6 protein-coding genes (1 of these 6 cut by a window edge) are annotated in these 26,940 nt (G+C 71.7%); all 6 read right to left on the bottom strand.

Annotated features, from left to right (window positions below; translation table 11 throughout):
* Positions 1–5,012, bottom strand: a 5,012-nt coding sequence (locus tag ABD785_RS27780) for an amino acid adenylation domain-containing protein (RefSeq protein WP_344833984.1), incomplete at its 3' end; no start/stop codon positions are given.
* Between the two features lie 210 nt (positions 5,013–5,222).
* Positions 5,223–6,494: an ABC transporter permease gene (locus tag ABD785_RS27775; RefSeq protein ID WP_344833981.1), complete on the bottom strand. Its 1,272-nt coding sequence runs from the start codon at positions 6,492–6,494 to the stop codon at positions 5,223–5,225.
* 1 nt (position 6,495) lies between these two features.
* Positions 6,496–7,179, bottom strand: coding sequence for an ABC transporter ATP-binding protein (locus tag ABD785_RS27770; RefSeq protein WP_344833990.1), 684 nt, complete (start codon positions 7,177–7,179; stop codon positions 6,496–6,498).
* A gap of 17 nt (positions 7,180–7,196) precedes the next feature.
* Positions 7,197–8,249, bottom strand: coding sequence for a peptidoglycan-binding protein (locus ABD785_RS27765; RefSeq protein WP_344833978.1), 1,053 nt, complete (start codon positions 8,247–8,249; stop codon positions 7,197–7,199).
* 1 nt (position 8,250) lies between these two features.
* Positions 8,251–8,787 (bottom strand): hypothetical protein, encoded by a 537-nt coding sequence (locus ABD785_RS27760; RefSeq protein ID WP_344833975.1) that lies wholly within the window; start codon positions 8,785–8,787, stop codon positions 8,251–8,253.
* A 183-nt stretch (positions 8,788–8,970) separates the two neighbouring features.
* A protein-coding gene (locus tag ABD785_RS27755) for a non-ribosomal peptide synthase/polyketide synthase (protein ID WP_344833972.1) crosses the window boundary here: on the bottom strand, positions 8,971–26,940 show its final stretch. It continues 20,457 nt past the right edge of the window; only the last 17,970 of its 38,427 coding nucleotides appear in the window; its start codon lies off the right edge, out of view; it ends in the stop codon at positions 8,971–8,973.

Below are 26,940 nucleotides of genomic sequence, written 5' to 3'. Positions count from 1 at the left end.
TTCCCCAGGTCGGTGACCTGCGGCTGGAGCAGGCCATACCGCATCTCCGGTCCGGTCCACTCCAGACGCCGCGACACCGACGTCACGTAGTTCGCCAACGCACCGTGCGTGACCGCGACACCCTTCGGCACACCCGTCGAACCCGACGTGTAGATCACATACGCGAGCCGCGACGGGTGAATCGGTGACGTCGCGAACGCCGCGCCGCCGGAGGCGGGCTCCTCGGTCACGACCAGGCGGGCTCCGCTGTCGGCGACCAGGAACGCCAGCCGCTCGGCGGGAAGCTGCGGATCCAGCGGCAGATAGGCGCCACCGGCCCGCCACACTCCCAGGATCGCCGCGACCATCGGCGCGCCCGGCGGCAGGCACAGCCCGACGACGGACTCCGCCCCCACACCCGACGCGACCAGGGAACCGGCGAACCGGTCCGCCCGCGCCGAAAGCTCCGCATAGGTGAGCGTCTCGCCGCCGGCGACCAGCGCGACCGCGTCCGGGACGGCCGCCACCTGAGCGTCGAACAGCTCCAGGACCCCGGAGACCGGCACGTCCGCCGCGGAGTCGTTCCAGCCGTGCACGACCAGATCACGCTCGGCCGGGCCGAGCACCGGCACCGAGCGGACCCAGACGTCCGGTTCCGCCGCGACCGCCTCGAGCACCCGGGTCAGCCGCTCGCCGAGGATCCGGACGGAACCGGCGTCGAAGAGGTCGGCGCTCGCGGTCAGCAGCCCCCGCAGGCCGGCCGGGCGCCCGTCGGCGTCGAACTCCTCGGTGAGCATGGTGTGCAGGTCGTACCGGGCGGGCGCAGGAAGCACCTCGCCGGAGCCGCTGATCGCGGCCCCGGGCAGGTCCAGGACGGCCCGCTCGGTGTTCTGCATGTTCAGCATCACCTGGAACAGGGGGTGGCGGCCCAGCGATCGGGACGGCGCCAGCTCCTCGACCAGCCGCTCGAACGGCACGTCCTGGTGGGCCAGCGCGCCGAGCGTGGTCTCCCGCACCCGGGACAGGACCTGCCGGAACTCCGGGTCGCCGGACAGGTCCGTCCGGATGACCAGCGTGTTGATGAAGAACCCGACGAGGTCGTCCAGCGCCTCGTCGGACCGTCCGGCGACCGGCACGCCGATCGGGACGTCCGGCCCGGCGCCGAGCCGCGACAGCATGACGGCCAGCGCCGACTGCACGACCATGAACAGGGTGACGTTCTCACCGCGGGCGAGATCCAGAAGCCGCCGGTGGGTCTCGGCGGGCACCGCCAGCGGGACCCGGCGGCCGTCCTTGCTCGCGATCTCGGGACGCGGCCGGTCCAGCGGCAGCGTCAGCTCGTCCGGCGCTCCCGCCAGCTCCCGCCGCCAGTAGGCGACCTGCCGCGACAGCACGCTGTCCGGATCGTCGCCGTCGCCGAGCAGCTCACGCTGCCAGAGGGTGTAGTCGGCGTACTGGACGGGCAGCGGCGCCCAGCCGGGGGCCTCGCCACGGGCCCTGGCCGCGTAGGCGGTGGAGACGTCCCGGGTGAGCCGCGCCGCCGACCAGCCGTCGGTCGCGATGTGGTGCATGACCAGCACCAGGACGTGCTCGTCCGGAGCGGAGCCGGGCGACTCGACGCGCAGCAGCAGCGCGCGGAACGGGATCTCGGTGGCCAGGTCGAACGGCTCCCTGACGGCCTCGGCCGTCACCGCCGGCAGCTCCTCGGCCCGGACGGTGGCGACCCGCAGGGCCCAGTCCAGCCCGTCCGGGTCCAGCACCCGCTGGTGAGGTTCTCCGTCCGCGACGGGGAACACCGTGCGCAGCGACTCATGCCGGAAGATCACGTCGCGGAGGGCGGCGTTCAGCGCGGCGGCGTCCAGATCGCCGCCGAGCCGGACGAGCCCGGGGACGTTGTAGGCCGGGCTCGGGCCCTCGAGCTGGGCCAGGAACCACAGGCGGCGCTGGGCGAACGACAGCGGAATCCGCTCCGGACGCTCCGCGGCGCGCAGCGCGATCGCGGGCCGGTCCGCGGCCGATTCCAGCCGCCGGGCCAGGACCGCGACGGTCGGCGCCTCGAACACCACCCGCACCGGCAGCTCGACGCCCAGCACGGTCCGCACCCGGGAGGCCAGCCGGACGGCCAGCAGCGAATGCCCGCCCAGCTCGAAGAAGCCGTCGTCGACCCCGACCGACTCCACGCCGAGCACCTCGGCGAAGATCCGGCAGAGGATCTCCTCCCGCACCGTCGAGGGCGCCCGGCCCGCGGTGCCGGTGAACTCCGGATCGGGTAAGGCGGCCCGGTCGAGCTTGCCGTTGGCCGTCAGCGGCAGCGCCGCCAGGTCCACGAACGCGGCCGGGACCATGTACTCGGGCAGGCTCAGAGCCGTGTGGGAGCGCAGTTCGGCCGCGGGCACGGGCCCGCCGGCCGCCACCACGTAGGCGACCAGCCGGTCCTCACGCGCGATCACCGCGGCCTGTGTCACCGCGGGATGCGCGGCCAGGACCGCCTCGACCTCGCCCGGTTCCACCCGGAACCCGCGGATCTTCACCTGCTCGTCGGCCCGGCCCGCGAAGACGAGCTGCCCGTCGGGGGTCCATTTCGCCAGGTCACCGGTGCGGTACATCCGCTCGCCCGAGCCGTACGGGCAGGCCACGAACCGTTCGCCCGTCAGCCCCGGACGGCCGACGTACCCGCGCGCCACCTGGACGCCCGCCGCGTACAGCTCGCCCGTCACGCCCACCGGGACCGGCCGCAGCGCCTCGTCCAGCACGAACAGCCGGGTGTTGGCGATCGGACGCCCGAACGGCACCGGGCCGGGACGCCCGGGGTCCACCACGCCCGCGGTCACCGTCACCGTGGTCTCGGTGGGCCCGTAGGTGTTGACCAGCTCACGCCCCTGCGCCCACACCCGCGCGGTCGCCTCGTCGATCGCCTCGCCGCCGACGAGCAGCCGGGTCACCCCGGACAGCACCGAGGGATCGACGACCCGCAGCAGCGAGGGCACCACCCATGCGGTGTCCACGGGGAGATCGGCCAGGGAGCCGGGCTCCCTCCGCTCCCCGTCCCCCGCCACCACCAGCGTGGCGCCGCAGGTCAGCGCGACCGCGACGTCGAGCACCGAGACGTCGAAGTTGAACGAGGCGAACTGGAGCACGCGCACGCCCGGCTCGACGGCGAACACCGAGGCAGCGTTCATCAGCGCACCGTGCGAGACCGCGACGCCCTTCGGCAGCCCCGTCGATCCCGAGGTGTAGAGCAGATAGGCGAGCCCGGCGGGCGGCACGGCCGCCGACGCCACGGGCTCGGCGCCCAGGGCCTCGCCGAGATCGGTCAGGACCGGACGGGCACCGCTGTCGGCGACCATGAACTCCAGCCGCTCGTCCGGAAGCTCCGGGTCCAGCGGGAGATAGGCCGCCCCCGCCTTCCACACGCCCAGGATCGCCGTGACCATGTCCGCCCCGCGAGGCAGGCGCAGGCCCACGACGGACTCCGCGCCCACGCCCGCCGCGACGAGATGGCCGGCGACGCGGCCCGCCCGGTCCGCGAGCTCGGCGTAGGTGAGCGAGACGCCGCCGGCGACCACCGCGACCTCGTCCGGCCGGGTCTGGACCTGGCGGTCGAACAGCTCCACGGCGCTCTCGGGCGCGATCTCGGCCGCGGTGTCGTTCCATCCGTGCAGGAGCAGGTCGCGCTCGTCGTCGTCCAGGACGGGCACCGCGAGCAGCCGGAGTTCCGGATCCGCGGTCACCGCGTCCAGGACCCGGCCGAACCGCCGCGCCAGGGACTCGGCCGTCGCGACGTCGAACAGGTCCGCGGCGGCGGTGATCCGGCCGCGCAGCCCGGCCGGGGCTCCGTCGGCGCCGAAGGTCTCGGTGAACCACGCGTCGAGGTCGAACTTCGCCGCCGGGCTCGCGTTGGGGATCAGCTCGACGGTGAGGCCAGGCAGCTCCAGGGCCGAACCGGCGGTGTTGTCCAGGGTGAGCATCACCTGGAACAGCGGATGCCGGGACAGCGACCGCGCCGGTGCCAGCTCCTCGACCAGGCGCTCGAACGGCACGTCCTGGTGGGCCATCGCGTTCAGGCTGGTCTCGCGGACGCGCGCGAGGACGTCCCGGAAGGTCGGGTCACCGGTCAGGTCGGCGCGGATGACGAGGTCGTTGACGAAGAAGCCGATCAGGTCGTACATCGCCTCGTCGGTGCGGCCGGCGATCGACGAGCCGAGGGGGATGTCGGTGCCCGCGCCGAGCCGGGACAGCAGCACCGCAAAGGCGCTCTGCAGGACCATGAACGGGGTGACGCCGCTCTCGCGGGCGAGGTCGGCGAGGCGTCCGTGCACGTCGGCCGGGACGTCCATCAGCACGGGATGCCCGAGGTGGCCCGAGGCCGCCGGGCGGGGCCTGTCGGCGGGGAGCGTCAGCTCCTCCGGGACGCCGTCGAGGGCCGACCGCCAGTAGCCGACCTGCCGTGCCATCCGGCTGTCCGGGTCGCCGCCGTCGCCGAGCAGTTCCCGCTGCCAGAGCGTGTAGTCGATGTACTGGACGGGCAGCGGCGCCCAGCCGGGAGCGGCGCCGTCCAGCCGGGCGGCGTAGGCCTCGGCGAGGTCCCGGCCCAGGGGCGCGTTCGACCAGGCGTCACTGGCGATGTGGTGCAGCAGCAGGACCAGCACATGCCGGTTCCCGGTGCCCGCGGTGTCGTCGATCCGGAGCAGCCGGGCGCGGACGGGGAGGTCGCGGGACAGGTCGAAGGCGTGCCGGCCCGCCCGCTCCACGGCCTCGGCGACCTCGCCGGGCTCGATCCGCTCGGTCTCCAGCCGCCACTCGAACTCGTCGCCGCCCAGGACGTGCTGGTGGGGTTCGCCGTCGACGGCCGGGAAGACGGTCCGCAGCGACTCGTGCCGGAGGATGACGTCCCGCAGCGCCGCCTCGAGCGCCAGCGGGTCGAGCTCACCGTTCAGGCGGGCCGCGATGACGTGGTTGTAGGTCGGGCTCGGACCTTCCAGTTCCGCCAGAAACCACAACCGGCGCTGCGCGAACGACAACGGAATCATCATGGCAATCCCCCTAAGCACGCTGAACGCCCCGTTGCCGCTGGGAACGGGCACCAAGATTCGCCGGCATCGAAATTCCAGCGCATCACCAGCGGCAGAACAAGGCGAGCAGTCGAACAGGGGGCGGCGGGCGTTCAACCGCCGGGCCGGGGCAGTTGAACGGCGCACTGTCCAGGGGGACGGGCAGTGCGCCGTTCGGCCGAGGCGGCCGGGTCAGGTCGTCGCGAGTGCTTCCGTCGGCTCCAGCCGGGAGGCCCGGATCGCCGGATAGAGGCCGGCGATGGCGCCGATCAGCACGGTCGCGCCGACACCACCGGCCAGGACCCACAGGGGGACGACCGTGGGCCACTTCTGTGTCATGGCATAGGTTCCGGTGACCAGATAGCCCAGGAGCGCGCCGGCCGCCCCTCCGATCATCGACAGCAGCAGTGACTCCCCGACGAACTGCGTGCGGATCTGGCCCTTCGTGGCGCCGAGCGACCGGCGCAGGCCGATCTCCGAGCGGCGTTCCAGGACCGAGATGACCATCGTGTTCGCGACGCCGATCCCGCCCACGAGGAGCGCGACCGATCCGAGTCCGAGCAGCAGCGAGGTGAAGGTCGCGTTCGTCGCGCGGCGCAGGCTCAGCACGTCGGACGGCCTCGACACGTCGACCTCGGTCGACGCCGACGGGTTGGCCGTGGCCGCGAGGACCTTGCGCACCGCCTCGACCTGCGACTCCACCGACCGCGTGTAGACGGTCGTCGGGTGCCCGTCGAAGGCGAGGTACTTCGTCGCCGCCGGCCAGCCCATGATCACCGAGGTGTCGAGTTCCGAGGCGAGCGCGGCGTTCTGCAGGACTCCGACGACGGCCCAGGTCCGGCCGCCGATGTAGACGGTGGGACCGCCGCCCAGCCGCTGGGCCGTGGTCGCTCCGAGCACCACCGCCGGGTACTTCTCGGTCGCCTCGTTGAGCCAGACCCCCCGGTCGAGCTCCACGCCGACCGCGGTGAGCAGGTCGAGCTTGGCGGCGACCACGGACAGGCCGTTGGTCTGCGCGACCGGGATCCGGTCGTTGCGGTAGGCGTGCACGGTGCCGACCGTTCCGATGGCCGTGGCCGACTGCACCGGGGCGATTCGCTTGATCATCGCGAGGGAGTCGTCGGGCAGCGTGGACTGCTTGCCGAACATCGTCTTGCCGGGTGAGACGGTCAGCATGTTGGTGCCGAGCTTCGCCAGCTTCCGGTCGAGGTCGGCGTGGCTGGAGGCGGAGATCCCGACCACCGAGATCATCGCCGCGATGCCGATCGCGATGCCCAGCGCCGAGAGCACGGCGCGCAGCGGACGCGAGCGCAGCCCGTAGCCGCCCAGCCGGATCAGGTCGGGCACCCGCAGCCGGGCGGGCCGCAGCTCCCTGTCGGCCCGTTCGCGGTCGGCCTGCGGAACGCTCCGCGGACGCTCTCCGACCAGGTTCGGGGAACCGGGAGGATCGGTCGTGGGCGCCATTTCAGACCACCTGCCCATCGCGCATCTGGACCTGGCGGGGCAGGCTGTCGGCGATCTCCCGGTCATGCGTGATGACCAGGATCGTCGTGCCGGCCGCGTTCAGCTCGTGGATCAGTTCCATCACCCCGGCACCGGACACGGAGTCCAGGTTGCCGGTCGGTTCGTCGGCGAGCAGCAGCGGCGGGTCGCCCGCGACGGCCCGCGCGATCGCGACCCGCTGCCGCTCGCCGCCGGAGAGCTGGTAGGGCCGGTGACCCAGCCGCTTGCCCAGCCCGACCCGGATCAGCGCCGCCTCGGCCCGCTGTTCGCGGTCCCGCTTGGCGGCACCGGTGTAGAGCAGGCCGTCGGCGACGTTCCCGAGCGCGTCCCGGCCGGCCGCCAGGTGGAACTGCTGGAACACGAAGCCGATGCGCCGCGAGCGCAGCGCCGAGAGCTGCCGGTCCGACAGCGCCGACACGTCGTACCCGTCGATGCGCACGGTGCCCGAGGACGGGCGGTCGAGCGTGCCGATCAGGTTCAGCATCGTGGACTTGCCCGACCCGGACGGCCCGACGATCGCCAGCAGCTCGCCGTAGTCGACGGCCATGTCCACCGACCGCAGCGCGGCGACCCCGCCGGGGTAGCTCTTGCTGACCCCGGCCAGCTCCACGACCGGGTGGCCGGCGACGCCGTTCGAGGAGGTCATGACGGCCTCGAGAGGGTTCACGACGGCATCACCACCTTCAGCCCGGCCTTGAGCCCCGTACCGGTGATCTCCACCTTGCCGTCGGCGAACAGGCCGGTCTCCACCGCCACGAACCGCTTCGTGGTGCCGTCGACCAGCTCCACGCCGTACCCGCCCTCGGTGAGGGCGACCAGCGCCGCCACCGGAACGGTCAGCACGTCGGGACGCTGCCCGGCGGTGAAGGCGACGCTGACGGCCGCCACGCCCTGGCTCTTCACGTCCTTGTCGAAGCTGATCGTCACCTGGAACTTCGTGGTGCTCGACTGGCCGTCCTCGGCCTTGGCGACCAGGGTCGTCACCTTCTTGATCTTGCCAGAGACGATCTTGCCGTCCGAGAGCTTGATCTGGACCGCGGAGCCCAGCTTGGCCAGCGGACCCGAAGTGGCGTCCAGGACGACCGTGGCCAGCGGCGACGTGCCGGTGATCTTCTCGATCTCGGTGCCCGGCGCGACCACGGCTCCGCGCTGGAGGCTGAGCGAGTCCACCCGGACCGTGCCGTCGGCGTAGACGATCTGGGACGGCTCGACCGAGCCCGTCTCCTTGAGGCCGAGGTCGTCCTGCCACTCCTCCACCGCGTAGGCCGTCGCCCAGCTGTAGCTGGAGTCCGGGGTGAAGCCGCGGTAGCCGAGCGCCCACAGGTTGAGCTCGAACTGCTTGACGTCGCTGCCCTTCACGCCCGTCTCGAGCGTGCGGTAGGGCGGCAGCGAGCCGTAGAGCAGGGTGACCGGCTTGTTGTCGAGGCGGTAGATCGACTTCCCGCGGGAGATCGTCGAGCCCTCCACGGGCAGCGCGGTGATCGTGCCGCCGACCCGCGCCGAGATCGTCGTGCTGTCGCCGTGGGCCAGGGTGCCGTCGTGGCTCTCCCGGTCGACGAGCGTCTGCTGCGTGATCTCGGCGGTGGGCGTCGCCTTGGTGCCGGACGGGCTGGGGCTGTCATCGGGATCCGACAGGCTGAAGACCGTGATCGCGGTGGCGACCGCACCGACCGCCAGCACACTGGACGCCACGGCCGCCGTGCGCCGAGTTCTCATTTTACTTTTCCTGACCGGTCGGGAAGTACTTCTGGCACTCCTGCTGGGCCTTCTTGACGGTGGGGTCGTCGTCGTTGATCCCGAGCTTCTCGTCGATGTGCAGGTTGCCGTTCGCGTCGGGGTCGGGGTAGTTCGCGACACCGTGCTCGCGCATGCACTTCGCGGCCTGCTGGACCTTGGCGATGTCCTCGGCGGGCGCCTTGCCCTTCGCGCCGCCGCCGGGGAAGTACTTCTTGCACGCCGTCTCGGCGGCTTCGACCTTCTTGGGGTCGGTGCCCTCGGGCTCGCTGACCACCAGGCCGCCGTCCGGCTGCGGGTCGGGGTACCACGTGAGGCCCTGCTCGCGCATGCACCGGGAGTACTTGATGGGCGAGGCCTCGCTGTCGCCCGCGGGGGCGGCGCTGCTCGAGGCTCCGGGATCAGCGCTGGCGACCTTGGGGTCCTCGTCCTTGCCGCAACCCATCGCTCCCAGGGAGAGCGTCAGGCCGAGAGCGGCGATCATCACCAGCGGGCGCCTTTTCCTGGTCGTTGTCTTCATGCTTCTTTTCTACGCATCGACCGGTCACACCACGGGCACAAAAGTGCTCGGCCGGCGGCCCCCGGCGCCCCGGGAAACGGCGAAGACGCCGCCGGGCGTCTCGACGGGTCGTGCTCCGTCGAGACGCCCGGCGGCGTCGCTGGTTCCGGTCGGTCAGGTTCCGGTCGGTCAGGTTCCGGTCGGTCAGGGACGGGCGTCCAGCCAGGCGCTGATGGCGTCCCAGGCCTGCTGGAGCATGGCGGGCTGCATCATGTCGACGTGGCGGCAGGGCAGTTCGACCTCGGTGACCTCACCGGCCACGTGGGGCCGCCAGCGGTCCCCTCGGGCGCCGGGGCGTTCGTCGTCCTCCGGGGCCTCCGGGTCGCTGCCGTGCCCGGCGGCCAGCAGCAGGACGTCGCCGTCGTAGACGCCGAGCGGGTGGGACTCCCGGAGATCCCCGTTGTTCTGGATCACCTGGGCCAGGACGGCCAGCTCCTCCTCGGTGAAGCCGCTGAACACCTCGCCGAACTCCTCCTGGAGCTGGGCGGTGATCCGGTCGAGGCGTTCGGCCGGCGACGTCTCCTGGTGTTCGGCGGGCCGGTCGGGGGCCGGTTCCGGTGGCCGCTGCCCGGATTCGGCGGCGGCGCGGGACAGATGGTGTCCCTCGCCGCCCCTGTTCGGGTAGGCGTCCATGATGACCAGGGCGCCGACCTCCTGCCCGGCGGCGCGGAGCTGCACGGCGATCTCGTGTACCGGGATGCCGCCGAAGGAGTAGCCGAGCAGGTGGTAGGGGCCGGACGGCTGGATCTCCCTGATCTGTTCGACGTAGGCCGCCGCCATTTCCTGGACGGAGCCGCTCAGCGCCGTCTCGCCGTCCAGGCCGGGTGCCTGGAGGCCGTAGAGCGGGACGTCTTCGGGGGCGAACCGGGCCAGCGGCATGTAGCACCAGCTCAGCCCGCCGGCGGGATGGACGCAGAAGAACGGCGGCCGGTCTCCCTGGGTACGGATCGGCAGGAGGGTGCGGAGGGAGCCGCTGACCGACGACAGGCTGATCCGGCTGATCAGACCGGCGGGGGTCGGGGCGGCGAACACGTTGCGGATGGAGGTGGAGAAGCCCTTCTCCTTGAGCCGTCCGACGAGCTGGACGGCCAGCATGGAGTGGCCGCCGAGGGTGAAGAAGTCGTCGTCGGACCGGACCGCCGCCACGCCGAGGATCTCGGCGAACGTCTCGCAGACCAGGTCTTCGAGTGCGGTCGCGGAGCCGCCGCGCCGGTCGTCGGGCTCGTGGGCGGGGTCGCCGAAGGTGGGTGCGGGCAGGGCCTTGCGGTCGAGTTTGCCGTTGGCGGTCAGCGGCAGGGTGGGCAGGGGGACGACGGCGGCCGGGACCATGTATTCGGGCAGCCGGGCGGCGGTCTGCTCCCGCACCTGCTCCAGGGGCAGATCCTCGCCGTCGACGGGGACGGCGTAGGCGATCAGCCTCTCCTCACGGACGATCACGGCGGCCTGGGCCACCTTCGGATGCGAGGTGAGAACGGCTTCGATCTCGCCCGGTTCGATCCGGTATCCACGGACCTTCACCTGGTCATCGGCACGCCCCAGGAACTCCAGCACCCCTTCGGCGGTCCACTTCGCCAGGTCCCCGGTGCGGTACATCCGCTCACCCGGGCCGAACGGATTCGCCACGAACCGCTCACCCGTCAAACCGGAACGGCCGACATAGCCCCGGGCCAGCTGAGCACCCGCGATGTACAGCTCCCCCGCCACACCCGGAGGAACAGGGTTCAAGCCCTCGTCCAGCACGAACAGACGCGTGTTGGCGATCGGACGGCCGATCGGCACCGAAGCACCCACCACCTGACCCGCCGACACCTCGAACACACAACAACCGACCACGGTCTCCGTCGGACCATACTCGTTCACGACCGTCGAACCCGGCGCCCGCTCCAACCACGAAGCCACGAGCGAACCCGGCAACGCCTCACCACCCACGACCCAGGTGCGAGCGGCGTTCGCCACCTCGTCATCGGTCAGGGACTCCGCCAGCAGCGCCAGGTGTCCGGGGACCGCCTTCACCAGGCTGAACCCGCCGCCGTCGCGCAGGACGTCCGCCAGGCCCTCGACGTCGCCGGAGACGCCGACCACGACCGCCGCACCCGAGATCAGCGGCACCACGACACTGGTGACCGTCAGGTCGAACGCGATCGAGGAGTGCAGCGGTGCGCTGCCGCCGGTCGTCGTCCGGTAGGCCTCGGCGGCCCAGGAGACGTAGTTGGCCAGGCCTCCATGGGTGACCGCGACGCCCTTCGGCGTCCCCGTCGAACCCGACGTGTAGATCACATACGCCAGGCCGTCCGGGTCGGCGGGCGCGGCCTCCGGTGCCGTCGCGGGCTCCGCTTCCACCTGCATCGCGGTCAGCGGGTCGTCGAGCAGGACCATCCGGGTCAGTCCCGAGACGGGAAGGTCCCCTGAGGTCTCCTCATCGGTCAGCAGCAGGACCGCGCCGCTGTCGGCCAGCATGAACGAGATCCGCTCGGCCGGGTACCCGGGATCGACGGGCACGTAGCCCGCGCCCGCCTTCCAGACCGCCAGGATCCCCGTCACCAGGTCCCGGCCCGCGGGCAAACAGAGCCCGACGACCGACTCAGCACCCACACCCTGACCCACCAGGAAACGGGCCAGCCGGTCGGAAGCCTCATCCAGCTCCCGATACGACATCTCGACACCCTCGGCGACCACCGCGACCGCGTCCGGAACCTCCACCGCACACGCCGCGAACAGTTCCACCGCGTTCCCCGGCGGAAGCTCGGCCGCCGTGTCGTTCCACTCCTCCAGCACCTGACGGCGCCGCGGAGCGTCGAGCAGATCGACGGCGTGCAGCCGGGTGTCCGCGGCGGCGGTCACGGTGTCCAGGACCCTCGCGTACCAGGCGGCCATCTGCCGCGCGGTCGCCTCGTCGAACAGGTCCTCGGCCACACCGACGAAGCCGCGCAGGCCCGCCGGACGGCCGTGGTCGTCGACCACCTCGCCGATCGAGACCTCGACGTCGAACTTCGCCGCCGCCGGCTCCGCGGGCGGTTCCCCGCCGGGCGCGTCGCCCGGCGGGGAGTGCTCGGTGTCCTGAAGGGTCATCATCACCTGGAACAGCGGATGCTGGGCCAGCGACCGGGCCGGTGCCAGCTCCTCCACCAGGCGCTCGAACGGCACGTCCTGGTGGGCGAGCGCGCCGAGGGCCCGCTCTCGCACCCGGGCGAGCACCTGGCGGAACTCGGGGTCGTCCGACAGGTCCGTGCGGATGACCAGCGTGTTGACGAAGAACCCGACGAGATCGTTCAGCGCCTCGTCGGAGCGGCCCTCGACCGCGAATCCGGTCGGGATGTCGGTTCCGGCTCCGGCCCGCGACAGCATGACCGCCAGCGCGGCCTGGAGCACCATGAACACGGTGGCGCCCTCTTCACGGGCGAGCGTCACGAGCCTCTGGTGCACCTCGGCCGGTACCTGGATCGGGACGCGCAGGCCGCGGTGGCCCGACTCGGCCGGGCGGGGCCGGTCGGCGGGGAGCGTCAGTTCCTCCGGCGCCCCGGCCAGGACGTCCCGCCAGTACGCCACCTGCCGGGACAGGAGGCCGTCGGGGTCGTCGGGGTCGCCGAGCAGGTCGTGCTGCCAGATCGCGTAGTCGGCGTACTGGACGGGCAGCGGCTCCCATCCCGGTGCCCGGCCGTTCCTGCGGGCCTCGTAGGCCGTCGCCAGGTCGCGGCGCAGCGGCTCCATCGACGAGCCGTCGGTCGCGATGTGGTGCAGCAGGAGCACCAGCAGGGCGTCGCCCTCGGCCGGGCGGAGCAGCCAGGCCCGGACGGGAACCTCGCGTTCCAGATCGAACATGTGCCCCGACACCTCGGCCACCCGTGCCCGCAGCTCGCCGGGGCCGGTCTCGACGATCTCGAGACGCCAGTCCAGCTCTCCCGGTTCCATGATCCGCTGGACGGGTTCGCCCTCGGCGGCCGACGGGAACGTCGTCCGCAGCGACTCGTGGCGGACGAGGACGTCCCGCAGCGCGGCGTCCAGCGCCTCGAGGTCCGCGTCGGCGGGCACCGGGACGGTGAGCGGGCTGTTGTAGGTCGCGTTCGGGCCTTCGAGCTGGGCCAGGAACCACAGGCGGCGCTGCGCGTACGACAGCGGGATCCGGTCCGGACGGGCGGCGGCCCGCACGGCCGGCCGGGTCCCTGCGGTGGTGCCCTCGTTCAGCCGTGCGGCCAGCCCCGCGACGGTCGGAGCCTCGAACAGGGTGCGGATCTCCACCTCGACGCCGAGGGAGGCGCGGATCCTCGACACCAGCCGGGCCGCGAGCAGGGAGTGCCCGCCGAGGTCGAAGAAGCTGTCGTCGACGCCGACCGTCTCCACGCCGAGGATCTGGGCGAACGCCAGGCAGAGGAGTTCCTCCAGCACCGACGCCGGTCCCCTGCCCCGGCCGGTGGCGGTCTCGGGGTCGGGCAGCGCGTCGCGGTCGAGTTTGCCGTTCGCGGTGAGCGGCAGTTCGGGCAGGGTGACGAACGCCGACGGCACCATGTACTCGGGCAGCAGCCGTCCGGCGTGCTCGCGGACGGCGTCGGCGGGGGGCTCGTCACCCACGAGGTAGGCGATCAGCCTCTCCCCGCGGACGATCACCGCGGCCCGGGTGACCGCCGGATGCGAGGTGAGAACGGCTTCGATCTCGCCCGGTTCGATCCGGTATCCACGCACCTTCACCTGGTCATCGGCACGCCCCAGGAACTCCAGCACCCCTTCGGCGGTCCACTTCGCCAGGTCCCCGGTGCGGTACATCCGCTCACCCGGGCCGAACGGATTCGCCACGAACCGCTCACCCGTCAAACCGGAACGGCCGACATAGCCCCGGGCCAGCTGAGCACCCGCGATGTACAGCTCCCCCGCCACACCCGGAGGAACCGGCCGCAGACCCTCGTCCAGCACGAACAGACGCGTGTTGGCGATCGGACGGCCGATCGGCACCGAAGCACCCACCACCTGACCCGCCGACACCTCGAACACACAACAACCGACCACGGTCTCCGTCGGACCATACTCGTTCACGACCGTCGAACCCGGCGCCCGCCCCAACCACGAGGCCACGAGCGAACCCGGCAACGCCTCTCCGCCCACGACCCAGGTCCTGGCGGCGTTCGCCGCCTGCTCATCGGTCAGGGACTCCGACAACAACGCCAGGTGCGCGGGGACGGCCTTCACCAGGCCGAAGCCTCCGCCGTCCCGCAGCAGGTCGGCGAGACCGTCGGCGTCTCCCGGGGTTCCGGCCACGACCGCCGAGCCCGAGATCAGCGGCACCACGACACTGGTCACCGTCAGGTCGAACGCGATCGAGGAGTGCAGCGGAGATCCACCGCCTGCCGCCATGCCGTAGGCATCAGCAGCCCAAGAGACGTAGTTCGCCAGGCCACCGTGGGTGACCGCGACTCCCTTCGGCGTCCCCGTCGAACCCGACGTGTAGATCACATATGCCAGACCGTCCGGGCGCGCCTCGATCTCGAGGGCCGTCGCAGGTTCCGCGGCCACCTGCATCGCGGTCAGCGGGTCATCGAGCAGGATCATCCGGGTCGCTCCCGAGACGGGAAGATCCCCCGACGTCTCCTCGTCGGTCAGCAGCAGGACCGCACCGCTGTCGGCCAGCATGAACGAGATCCGCTCCGCGGGGTAGGCCGGGTCGATCGGCGCGTATCCGGCGCCCGCCTTCCAGACCGCCAGGATCGCGGTGACCAGATCGGCCCCCGCGGGCAGGCACAGGCCCACCACCGACTCGGTGCCCACACCCTGGCCCACCAGGAAACGGGCCAGCCGGTCGGAGGCCTCGTCCAGCTCCCGATACGACACCTCGGCACCGTCCGCGACCACCGCGACCGCCTCCGGAGCCTCCGCCGCACGCGCCGTGAACAGCTCCACCGCGTTCCCCGGAGGAAGAACGACCGCCGTGTCGTTCCACTCCTCCAGCACCTGGCGGCGGCCGGTCTCGTCCAGGAGCGGCACCGTGTGCACGGAGGCGCCGGGGTCGGCCGCCAGCGCGGCGAGGACCCGTTCCAGCCAGACCGAGAACCGCCGCGCCGTCATCGGGTCGAACAGGTCGTCGGCGACGGTGATCGAGCCTTCCAGCCCGGCCGGACGGCCCTGGCCGTCGAAGAGCTCACCGGCCATCACGTCCACGTCGAATCGCGACGCCACCGGCACCGCGCCGGACTCCCGGGGACGTTCCCGCGATCCCTCCAGCACGATCCGCTCGTGGTTCTGGAAGGTCAGCATCACCTGGAACAGCGGATGCCGGGCCAGGGAGCGGACCGGGGCCAGCTCCTCCACCAGCCGTTCGAACGGCACGTCCTGGTGGGCGAACGCGCCCAGGGACGCCTCTCGCACCCGGGACAGCACCTGGCGGAAGTCCGGTTCGCCCGACAGGTCGGTGCGGATCACCAGCGAGTTCACGAAGAACCCGACGAGATCGTTCAGCGCCTCGTCCGACCGGCCGGCGACCGCGGCGCCCACCGGGACGTCGCGGCCCGCGCCCAGCCGCGACAGCAGTACCGCGACGGCCGCCTGCATCACCATGAACATGGTGACGCCCTCGTCCCCGGCGATCTCGGTGAGGCGGCCGTGCACGTCGGCCGGGACGCGCATCGGTGACAGATGGCCCCGGTGCGAGGCCTCCGCCGGGCGGATCCGGTCCACCGGCAGCGCCAGTTCCTCCGGGGCTCCCGCCAGCGTCTCGCGCCAGTAGGCCACCTGCCGGGACAGCAGGCTCGCGGGATCGGTCTCGTCGCCGAGGAGTTCGCGCTGCCAGATCGCGTAGTCGGCGTACTGGACGGGTAGCGGCTCCCATCCCGGTGCCCGGCCGTTCCTGCGGGCCTCGTAGGCCGTCGCCAGGTCGCGTCGCAGCGGCTCCATCGACCAGCCGTCGGTCACGATGTGGTGCAGCAACAGCACCAGGACCTGCTCTTCGTCGCCCGCGCGGAACAGCCATGCCTTGACCGGTGCCTCGCGGGACAGGTCGAAGCCGTGCTCGGAGGTCTCGTCGATCCTGCGGGACATGTCGCCGGCGGCGACGTCGGCGATCTCGAGGGTCCAGTCGAGTTCGTCCATGGTGAGAATGCGCTGGTGGGGCTCGCCGTCGACGGCCGGGAAGACCGTGCGGAGCGACTCGTGGCGGCCGATGACGTCGCGCAGGGCGGCGTTGAGGACGGGGACGTCCGCGGGGCCGGACAGGCGCATCGCGTTCGGGTTGTTGTAGGTGCCGCTCGGGCCGTCGAGCTGGGCGAGGAACCACAGGCGGCGCTGGGCGAACGACAGCGGGATCCGCTCGGGACGTTCTCCCGCGGTGATCGCCGCCCGGCCCGTTCCGGCCTCCGCCAGACGGGCGGCGAGCTCGGCCACGGTGGGCGCCTCGAAGATCGTCCGGATGTCGACATCGACACCCAGGACCGCACGGATCCGCGAGACGAGACGGACGGCCAGGAGGGAGTGACCACCGAGGTCGAAGAAGTCGTCGTCGACGCCGACGGTCTCGACGCCGAGGATCTGGGCGAAGGCGTCGCAGAGGAGGGCCTGTTCGGCGGTGGCCGGGGGGCGCCCGGCTCCGCCGCCGGACTGGTCCGGTGCCGGGAGGGCCTTGCGGTCGAGCTTGCCGTTGCCGGTCAGCGGCAGGGCGTCGAGGAGGACGATCGTGGCCGGGACCATGTACTCCGGCAGCCTCTCGGCGGCATGGGCTCGGATCGCCTCGACCGGCAGGTCGTCGGCGGGCACCACGTAGGCGACCAGCCGGTCGTCCAGGGCGATCACAGCGGCCTGGGCCACCGAGGGATGACCGGTCAGGACCGACGCGACCTCTCCCGGCTCGATCCGGTAGCCGCGGACCTTCACCTGGTCGTCGGCGCGTCCGGCGAAGACGAGCCTGCCGTCGGCGGTCCATCTCACCAGGTCGCCCGTTCGGTACATCCGCTCCCCGGAGCCGAACGGGCAGGCCACGAACCGCTGGCCGGTCAGGGCCGCCCGGCCCACATAACCCCGGGCGAGCTGCGCGCCCGCGACATAGAGCTCGCCGACCACGCCCGGCGCCACCGGAAGCAGCCCGTCATCGAGCACGTAGAAGCGGGTGTTACCGACCGGACGGCCGATCGTCACGGTGCCGCCGGTCAGCTCGGTCGTCGCCACACCGACCGTGGTCTCGGTGGGACCGTAGTGGTTGAACACCCGCAACCCGGCCGCAAGCGCCTCCTCCACCCATTCGGGACGGGCGGCCTCCCCGCCCAGGACCAGGGAGTGGCCCAGGGGCAGGCGCCCGGCCTCGATCGCCATCGCGTGCGAGGGCACCAGCTTCACCGCGTCGATCCGCTCCCGCCGCACATAGTCGGCGACGGCCTCCGCGTCCACGACGGCGTCCGGATCAAGAATGTGCACCTGGCCACCGGTCGCCAGCGCGGAGAACAGAACCGTGTTCCCCAGGTCGGTGACCTGCGGCTGGAGCAGGCCATAACGCATCTCCGGTCCGGTCCACTCCAGACGCCGCGACACCGACGTCACGTAGTTCGCCAGTGCTCCCTGGCCGACGGCGACGCCCTTCGGCACACCCGTCGAACCCGACGTGTAGATCACGTAGGCGAGTCCGTCCGCGACGAGCGCGGGAGCCATCAGCGGGGCATCCGTGCCCGCGAGGATCATCGGGTCGTCGATGGCGACCATCGGGATCCGGCCGACGGGAAGATCGTCCAGAACCTCTTCGGCGCCCAGCAGCAGCGAAGCACCACTGTCGGCCAGCACGAACGCCAGCCGCTCCACGGGGAGCTTCGCGTCGACCGGCAGGTAGGCGGCACCCGCCTTCCACACACCCAGAATCGCCGCGACCATCTCCTCACCCCGCGGCAGACAGAGCCCGACCACCGACTCCGCACCCACACCCTGGCCGATCAGATACCGGGCCAGCCTGCTCGCCCGGGCGTCCAGCTCGGCGTAGGTCACCGGCGAACCACCGGCCACCAGCGCCATCGCCTCCGGACGGAGCCCGGCCTGGCGCTCGAACAGCTCCACCACGCTCGCGTCCGGGCCCGGCACCGCCGTGTCGTTCCAGGCCCGGACGACCAGATCGCGGTCCGCGGCGTCCTCCAGCCGCACCCGGCTCAGCCGCAGCGCCGGGTCCTCGGTCACGGTCTCCAGCACGCGGACGAACCAGCCCGCCACCCGCTCGGCGGTGGCGGCGTCGAACAGGTCGACGGCGACCGTCACCGTGCCGTCGATCCCGGCCGGACGGTCGTCCTCGTCGAAGGACTCCGCGACGGGTACCCAGAGGTCGAACTTGACCATCGTCTGGGCGGCGCTGTCCCGTTCGGACGGGTCGCCGTCCTCGGACCCGGCCCGCCGGGTGCGGCCGGTGTCCGTCATGACCACCTGGACGAGCGGGTGCCGGGCCATCGACCGGGCCGGTGCCAGCTCCTCCACCAGGCGCTCGAACGGCACGTCCTGGTGGGCCATCGCCCCCAGGCTCGCCTCCCGCACCCGGGCCAGCACCTCACGGAACTCCGGATCGCCCGACAGGTCCGCGCGGATGACCAGGGTGTTGACGAAGCAGCCGACCAGGCCGTCCAGGGCCTCGTCGGTGCGGCCGGCGGTCGGCGAACCGATCGGGACGTCGGTCCCCGCACCGAACCGCGACAGCACCACGGTCAACGCGGCCTGCAACACCATGAACGCGGTCACGCCCTCGGCCCGGGCCAGTTCCACGATCCGCTGGTGCAGTTCCGCCGGCACCCGCCACGCGACCGTGTGGCCGCGGTGGCTCGCCACCGCCGGACGGGGCCGGTCCATCGGCAGCGCCAGTTCCTCCGGCGCTCCCGCCAGTGCCTCCCGCCAGTAGGCGATCTGCCGCGACATCAGGCTGCCGGGGTCGTCCTCCTCGCCCAGCAGGTCGCGCTGCCAGAGCGCGTAGTCGGCGTACTGCACCGGCAGCGGCTCCCAGGCGGGGGCCTCGCCGCGCGTCCGCGCCTTGTAGGCCGCCGACAGGTCGCGCAGGAGCGGCGCCTCCGACCAGCCGTCTCCGGCGATGTGGTGGATCGCCAGCACCAGCACGCGCTCGCCGGAGTCCGCCCGGAACAGCCAGGCGCGGATCGGCACCTCACGGGACACGTCGAAGGCGTGGTCGGACGCCTCGGCCACCGACCGGGCCAGGTCTCCGGCGGTGACGTCGACGGCGTCGACGCTCCAGTCCAGCTCGTCCAGGTCGAGGATGTGCTGGTAGGGATCTCCGTCGACGGCGGGGAAGACGGTCCTGAGCGCCTCGTGCCGGCCGAGGACGTCGCGCAGGGCCGCGTTCAGCGCCGGGACGTCGACCTCGCCGGGCAGCCGGACGGCGGTCGGCATCGTGTAGGTCGCGCTGGGGCCCTCGAGCTGCGCCAGGAACCACAGGCGCCGCTGGGCGAACGACAGCGGGATCCGTTCCGGGCGGTCCCCGGCGCGCAGGGCGATCCGGGTCCGTCCGGTGGTCTCGGCCAGCCGGGACGCCAGCAGCGCCACGGTCGGCGCCTCGAACAGGGTCCGCAGCGGCATCTCGACGCCGAGCAGGGTCCGGATCCTCGAGATCAGCCGTACGGCGAGCAGGGAGTGGCCGCCGAGGTCGAAGAAGCTGTCGTCGACGCCGACGGAATCGACGCGCAGGATCTGCGCGAACGCCGCGCACAGCAGCTCCTCCTGGACGGTCGCGGCGGCCCGGCCGGTGCCCGCCGTGTACTCGGGCGCGGGCAGCGCACGCCGGTCCAGCTTCCCGTTGACGGTCAGCGGCAGCGCGGGCAGGAACACCACGGCCGAGGGCACCATGTACTCCGGCAGCCGTCCTCCCACGGCGGTCTTCAGTTGCTGGGCGTCGATTTCGCCGGCGGTCACGACATAGGCGACGAGGCGCTTGTCTCCCGGCACGTCCTCCCGGACGATCACCGCGGCCTGCGTCACCGACGGATGACCCGAAAGAACCGCCTCGATCTCACCCGGCTCGATCCGGAAACCACGCACCTTCACCTGGTCATCCGCACGACCCAGGAACACCAGCTGACCCTCGGAGGTCCACTTCACCAGGTCACCGGTGCGGTACATGCGGCCGCCGGTGAAGGGCGAGGCGACGAAACGCTCTCCAGTGAGTCCCGGCCGTCCGACGTAGCCTCGGGCGACGCCGGTCCCGGCCAGGTAGAGCTCTCCTGGGACCCCGGCCGGGACCGGCCGGAGGCCGTCGTCGAGGACGTAGGCCATGGTGTTGCGCAGCGGCCGGCCGATGACCGGAACCCGTCCTCGCACCGGGGCCGAGAGCGCGTCGATCGTGCATTCGGTCGGGCCGTAGAAGTTGAAGCCGATCGTGCCGGACTCGGCGAACTCACGCCACAGCGACTCCTCGATCGCCTCGCCGCCCAGCATCACCACCTGCGGCCTGCCCTCGGTGAGCAGCCCCGCCGCCACCAGCTGCTGGGCGTAAGACGGCGTCACGTCCAGGAAACCGATCCCCCGCTCCGCGACATAGTCCACGAACGCCCTCGGGTCCAGCCTCACCACGTCCTCGAGGACATGCACCTCATGGCCGTCCGCCAGGAGCAGCACACCCTCCAGAGAGGTGTCGAAGGAGAACGAGGCGCTCAGCGCCACCCGCAGACGGCCACCGGCCGCGGCCACGAATCCGTCGCGGTGATGGGCCAGCAGGTTCACCACGCTGCGGTGCTCCACCACGACGCCCTTCGGCACCCCGGTCGAACCCGACGTGTAGACCACATAGGCCGCGCCGCTCTCGCGCAGGGCGTCCCGCCGCTCGTCATCGGAGACATCCGCCACGGGCATCCCGGCCAGAGCCGCCGTGGTCTCCGGCGAATCCAGCACCAAAGACAGCACACCTGTGGGCGGGACCACCGATCCCGCGGACACGACCAGCACCGGCGCGGCATCCCTGACAAGGAAGTCGATGCGGTCCTGGGGCAGCCCCGGATCGATCGACAGGAAGGCACCGCCCGCCTTCCAGACCGCCAGCATCGCCACCACCGTGCCAGCCGAACGAGGCAACACCAACGCCACCACCGACTCCGGCCCCACACCCGCCCCTATCAGCACCCGGGCCAGACGATTCGCCGCCGCATTCAGCTCCCCGAACGAGGCAGCGAACCCACCGAACACCAACGCGGTCGCCTCCGGCGTCCGCGCCACCTGCTCCTCGAACAGCACAGGGAACGTCTTCGCCGAAAGCTCCTCCGCCGTGTCATTCCAGACCCGCACGACCCGGTCCCGCTCCGCCGCGTCCAGAACGTCGACCGCGCTCAGCGGGGTCTCGGGAGCGGCCGCGACGGCCTCCAGCACCCGTGCCAGCCAGACGGCGATCCGTCCTGCGGACTCCGCCTCGAACAGGTCGGCCGCCACGGTGACCGAGCCCGAGAGCCCCGCCGGACGGTCTTCTTCGTCGACCTCCTCGACGATCGTCACATCGAGGTCGTACTGGACGGTCACGGCCTTCGGACCGGTGTTCTCCGGGCCCCGATCGTCGGCGTCCCGCACTACGCGCTCGTTGTTCTGCAGGGTCAGCATCACCTGGAACAGCGGATGCCGCGACAGCGAACGGACCGGAGCCAGCTCCTCGACGAGCCGCTCGAACGGCACGTCCTGGTGGGCCATGGCGCCCAGGCTCGCCTCGCGGACCCGGGCCAGGATCTGCCGGAAGTCCGGGTCACCGGACAGGTCGGTGCGGATGACCAGCGAGTTCACGAAGAACCCGACGAGGTCGTTGAGCGCCTCGTCCGCGCGGCCCGCCATCGGCGATCCGACCGGGATGTCCCTGCCGCCGCCGATCCGGGAGATCAGCACCGCGAGCGCGGCCTGCACCACCATGAACATGGTGACGCCTTCGGCGCGGGCCAGGTCGGTGAGCCGCTGGTGCACCTCGGCCGGGACGCGCAGCCGCATCGAGTGGCCCTCGTAGGAGGAGACCGCCGGACGCTGCCGGTCGACCGGCAGCGCGAGTTCCTCCGGGGCGCCCGCGAGGGCGTCCCGCCAGTAGGCGACCTGCCGGGACAGCAGGCTCTCCGGGTCGTCCGGGTCGCCGAGCAGGTCGCGCTGCCAGATGGCGTAGTCGGCGTACTGGACGGGCAGCGGCTCCCAGACCGGGGCCGCACCGCGCTTGCGCGCCTCGTACGCCGTCGACACGTCGCGGGTGAGCGGGGTCATCGACCAGCCGTCGGTCGCGACGTGGTGGAGCAGCAGCACCAGGGTCAGGTCCTCGGGGCCGGACCGCAGCAGCCAGGCCCGGATCGGTACCTCGGCCGAGAGGTCGAAGGCGTGCCGCGACACCTCGTCGACCCTCGCCCGGAGGTCCTCCGCGGGCACGTCGTCCTGCTGGACGGCCCAGTCCAGCTCCTCCGGTTCGAGGATGCGCTGGTAGGGCTCGCCGTCGACCGAGGGGAAGATCGTCCGCAGGGACTCGTGGCGGCCGATCACGTCCCGCAGGGCGGCGTTGAGCGCGGCCACGTCGGTGTCACCGGGCAGCCGCAGGGTGATCGGGCCGTTGTAGTCGCCGTTGGGGCCTTCGAGCTGGGCCAGGAACCACAGGCGGCGCTGGGCGAAGGACAGCGGGATCCGGTCCGGGCGTTCCGCCGCGCGCAGGGCGATCCGTGCCTGTTCGGTGCTGCCGGCGATCCTGGCGGCGAGCTGGGCGACGGTCGGCGCCTCGAACAGGGTCCGCAGGGGCAGTTCGACGCCGAAGACGGTCCGCACCCGGGAGATGAGCCGCACGGCCAGCAGGGAGTGTCCGCCCAGCTCGAAGAAGCCGTCGTCGATGCCCACGGTGGCGACGCCGAGGATCTGCGCGAAGACTCCGCACAGCAGCTCCTCCTGGACCGTCGCCGGTTCCCGGCCGTCGCCGCCGGAGTACTCGGGTGCGGGGAGGGCCCGCCGGTCCAGCTTTCCGTTGACGGTCAGCGGCAGCGCCGGGACGGTGACGACCGCGGACGGCACCATGTACTCGGGCAGGCGTCCGGCGACGAGGGCGCGCAGTTCGGCGCCGGTGATCGTGCCGTCGGCGGGCACCACGTAGCCGACGAGGCGCTTGTCCCCCGGCACGTCCTCCCGGACGATCACCGCGGCCTGCGTCACCGACGGATGACCCGACAGAACCGCCTCGATCTCACCCGGCTCGATCCGGAAACCACGCACCTTCACCTGATCATCCGCACGACCCAGGAACACCAGCTGACCCTCGGAGGTCCACTTCACCAGGTCACCGGTGCGGTACATGCGCTGCCCTGCCGCGTAGGGGCAGGCCACGAAGCGTTCGCCGGTGAGGCCGGCGCGGCCGGCATAGCCGCGGGCGAGCAGCGCTCCGGAGAGGTAGAGCTCTCCGGGGACTCCGACCGGGGCCGGTCGGAGGCCGTCGTCGAGGACGTAGGCGCCGGTGTTGCGCAGCGGGCCGCCCACGACCACGGCCGTTCCCTGGATCCGGGCGGACAGTGCGTCGATCGTGCATTCGGTCGGCCCGTAGAAGTTGAAGCCGATCGTGCCGGACTCGGCGATCTCCCGCCAGAGCGGTTCTTCGAGGGCCTCGCCGCCCAGCATCAGCACCCGCGGCCTGCCCTCGGTGAGCAGCCCCGCCGCCACCAGCTGCTGGGCGGAGGACGGCGTCACGTCCAGGAAACCGATCCCCTGCTCGGCGACGTAGTCCACGAACGCCCTCGGGTCCAGCCTCACCTCGTCCTCGAGCACGTGCACCTCATGGCCGTCCGCCAGGAGCAGCACGCCCTCCAGAGAGGTGTCGAAGGAGAACGACGCGCTCAGGGCGGCCTTCAGCCGCTCTCCGGCCGCCGCCACGAATCCGTCACGGTGATGGGCCAGCAGGTTCACGACGCTGCGGTGCTCCACCACGACGCCCTTCGGCACCCCGGTCGAACCCGACGTGTAGACGACGTAAGCCGCGCCGCTCTGTTCCAGACGGCCCCGCCGCTCGTCATCGGAGACATCCTCCACGGACAACGCGGCCAGAGCCGCCGTGGTCTCCCGCGAATCCAGCACCAAAGACAGCACACCCGCGGGCGGAGCCACCGATCCCGCGGACACGACCAGGACCGGCGCCGCATCCCCGATGAGGAAGTCGATGCGCTCCCGGGGCAGCGCCGGATCGATCGACAGGAAAGCACCGCCCGCCTTCCAGACCGCCAGCATCGCCACCACCGTGCCAGCCGAACGAGGCAACACCAACGCCACCACCGACTCCGGCCCCACACCCGCCCCTATCAGCACCCGGGCCAGACGATTCGCCGCCGCATTCAGCTCCGCAAACGAGGCACTGAACCCGCCGAACACCAACGCGGTCGCCTCCGGCGTCCGCGCCACCTGCTCCTCGAACAACACGGGGAACGTCTTCCCGGAAAGCTCCTCCGCCGTGTCGTTCCAGACCCGCACGACCCGGTCCCGCTCCGCCGCGTCCAGGACGTCGACGGTGCTGACGGGGGTCTCCGGCGTGGCCGACACGGCCTCCAGCACGCGGGGCAGCCATTCGGCGAACCGCTCGGCGAAGACCGGTGCGAACAGGTCGGCCGCCACGGTCACCACGCCCGACAGGCCCGCCGGACGGTCTTCTTCGTCGACCTCTTCGACGATCGTCACATCGAGGTCGTACTGGGCGGCGACGACCATCGGGGCGGCGGACTCCCGGCCGCGGCCGCCGCCCTCCCGGACCATGCGCTCGTTGTTCTGCAGGGTCAGCATCACCTGGAACAGCGGATGCCGCGACAGTGAACGGACCGGAGCCAGCTCCTCCACCAGCCGCTCGAACGGCACGTCCTGGTGGGCGAAGGCCGCCAGGGTCGTCTCGCGGACCCGCGAGAGCACCTCACGGAAGTCCGGATCGCCGGACAGGTCGGTGCGGATCACCAGCGAGTTCACGAAGAACCCGACGAGGTCGTTGAGCGCCTCGTCCGCGCGGCCCGCCACCGGTGAGCCGATCGGGATGTCCCTGCCGCCGCCGATCCGGGAGATCAGCACCGCGAGGGCCGCCTGGAGCATCATGAAGGTGGTGACGCCCTCGGTGCGGGCCAGGTCGGTGAGCCGCTGGTGCACCTCGGCCGGGACCCGGAGCCGCACCGAGTAGCCCTCGTAGGAGGAGACCGCCGGACGCTGCCGGTCCGCGGGCAGGGTCAGTTCCTCCGGGGCGCCCGCGAGCGCCTCCCGCCAGTAGGCGACCTGGCGCGACAGCAGGCTCTGCGGATCGGTCTCCTCACCGAGGAGTTCGCGCTGCCAGATGGCGTAGTCGGCGTACTGGACGGGCAGGGGCTCCCAGACCGGGGCCTGGCCGCGCCTGCGGGCCGAGTAGGCCGTCGAGACGTCCTGGGTGAGGGGCGTCATCGACCAGCCGTCGGTGGCGATGTGGTGCAGGAGGAGCACCAGGGTCGGGTCCTCGTCGCCGGTCCGGAGCAGCCAGGCCCGGATCGGCACGTGGACGGAGAAGTCGAAGGCGGATCGCGACACCTCGGCGACCGCCGCGCGCAGCCCGTCCGCGGGGACCTCGATCTCTTCGACGGCCCAGTCCAGCTCGTCCATCCCGAGGATGCGCTGGTAGGGCTCGCCGTCGACCGCCGGGAAGATCGTCCGCAGGGACTCGTGGCGGCCGATCACGTCCCGCAGGGCGGCGTTCAGCGCGGGGACGTCGAGGTCGCCGGGGAGCCGCAGAGTGATCGGGCTGTTGTAGTTGCCGTTGGGGCCTTCGAGCTGGGCCAGGAACCACAGGCGGCGCTGGGCGAAGGACAGCGGGATCCGGTCCGGACGCTCCACCGCCGCCAGAGCGACCCTGGCCTGCGCCGTGCTGTCCGCGATCCTCGCGGCGAGCTGAGCGACCGTCGGCGCCTCGAACAGAGTCCGGATCTCCACCTCGACACCGAGCGCCGCACGAATCCTCGACACCAGACGCGCCGCCAGCAGAGAGTGACCACCCAGGTCGAAGAAACCATCGTCCACGCCAACCGAGTCCAAGCCGAGGACCTGGGCGAAGGCATCACACAGCAGCTCCTCCTGCACCGTGGCCGGGGCCCTGCTCTCGCCCGCGCTACCGGCGCCCGCGTAGTCAGGGTCGGGCAGCGCCTTGCGGTCGATCTTTCCGCTGCTGGTCAGGGGCAAGGCTGACAGGACGACGAACACCGACGGAATCATGTACTCGGGCAGCCGCCGGCCGACGTGCTCCCGCACCAGATCGACCGGAAGATCCTCTCCGACCAGATAGGCGACCAGCCGCTCATCACGGACGACCACAGCCGCCTGAACCACACCCGGGTAAGCCGACAGGACCGACTCGACCTCACCCAGCTCGATCCGGAACCCACGCACCTTCACCTGATCATCCACCCGCCCGGCGAACACCAACTGGCCCTCAGCGGTCCACTTCACCAAGTCACCGGTCCGGTACATCCGCTCACCCGTGCCGAACGGAGACGCCACGAAACGCTCAGCCGTCAGACCCACACGACCCACATAACCGCGAGCCAGCAGAACACCGGAGACGTACAGATCACCCGGCACCCCAACCGGAACCGGCTGCAACGCCTCATCCAGCACGAACACCCGGCCATTGGCGATCGGGTGGCCGATCACGGGGGCGTCCCCCGCCGCCAGCGGCAGCGACATCGACGCACACACCGTCGTCTCCGTCGGACCATAGGCGTTGATCAGACGCCTGCCCTCAGACCACGGCCCCACCAGGCCTGGATCAAGAGCTTCACCGGCGGACACCAGGGTCCGCACCGAACTTAGATCCGCCGGGTCGAGCACGGCCAAAGCCGCAGGCGGCAGCGTCACATGGGAGACCTCGAAACCGGCTAGCACCTCGACCAGACCATTGCCCGGCAACAGCCTGTCCGCGTCCGCGACCACCAGGGCCGCACCCGAACACCACGTGACCAGGACCTCGGAGACGGCGGCGTCGAAGCTGGGTGAGGCGAACTGCAACACCCGATCCCCCACACCAACCGCGAACCGATCAGCCTGAGCCGTCACGAGGTTCACCGCACTGCGATGAGAAACCGCCACACCCTTCGGCACACCCGTCGAACCCGACGTATAGATCACATACGCCAAGGCGTCAGGGCGAACGGACACCGCGACGGGCTCCGACGGGCCGGACACATCGGCGACATC

It is taken from the genome of Actinocorallia longicatena (assembly GCF_039534125.1).
GTDB classification, from domain to species: Bacteria; Actinomycetota; Actinomycetes; order Streptosporangiales; family Streptosporangiaceae; genus Actinocorallia; species Actinocorallia longicatena.
The sequence above is the reverse complement of the archived record's forward strand: the minus strand, read 5'-3'. Positions and strand labels throughout refer to the sequence as shown.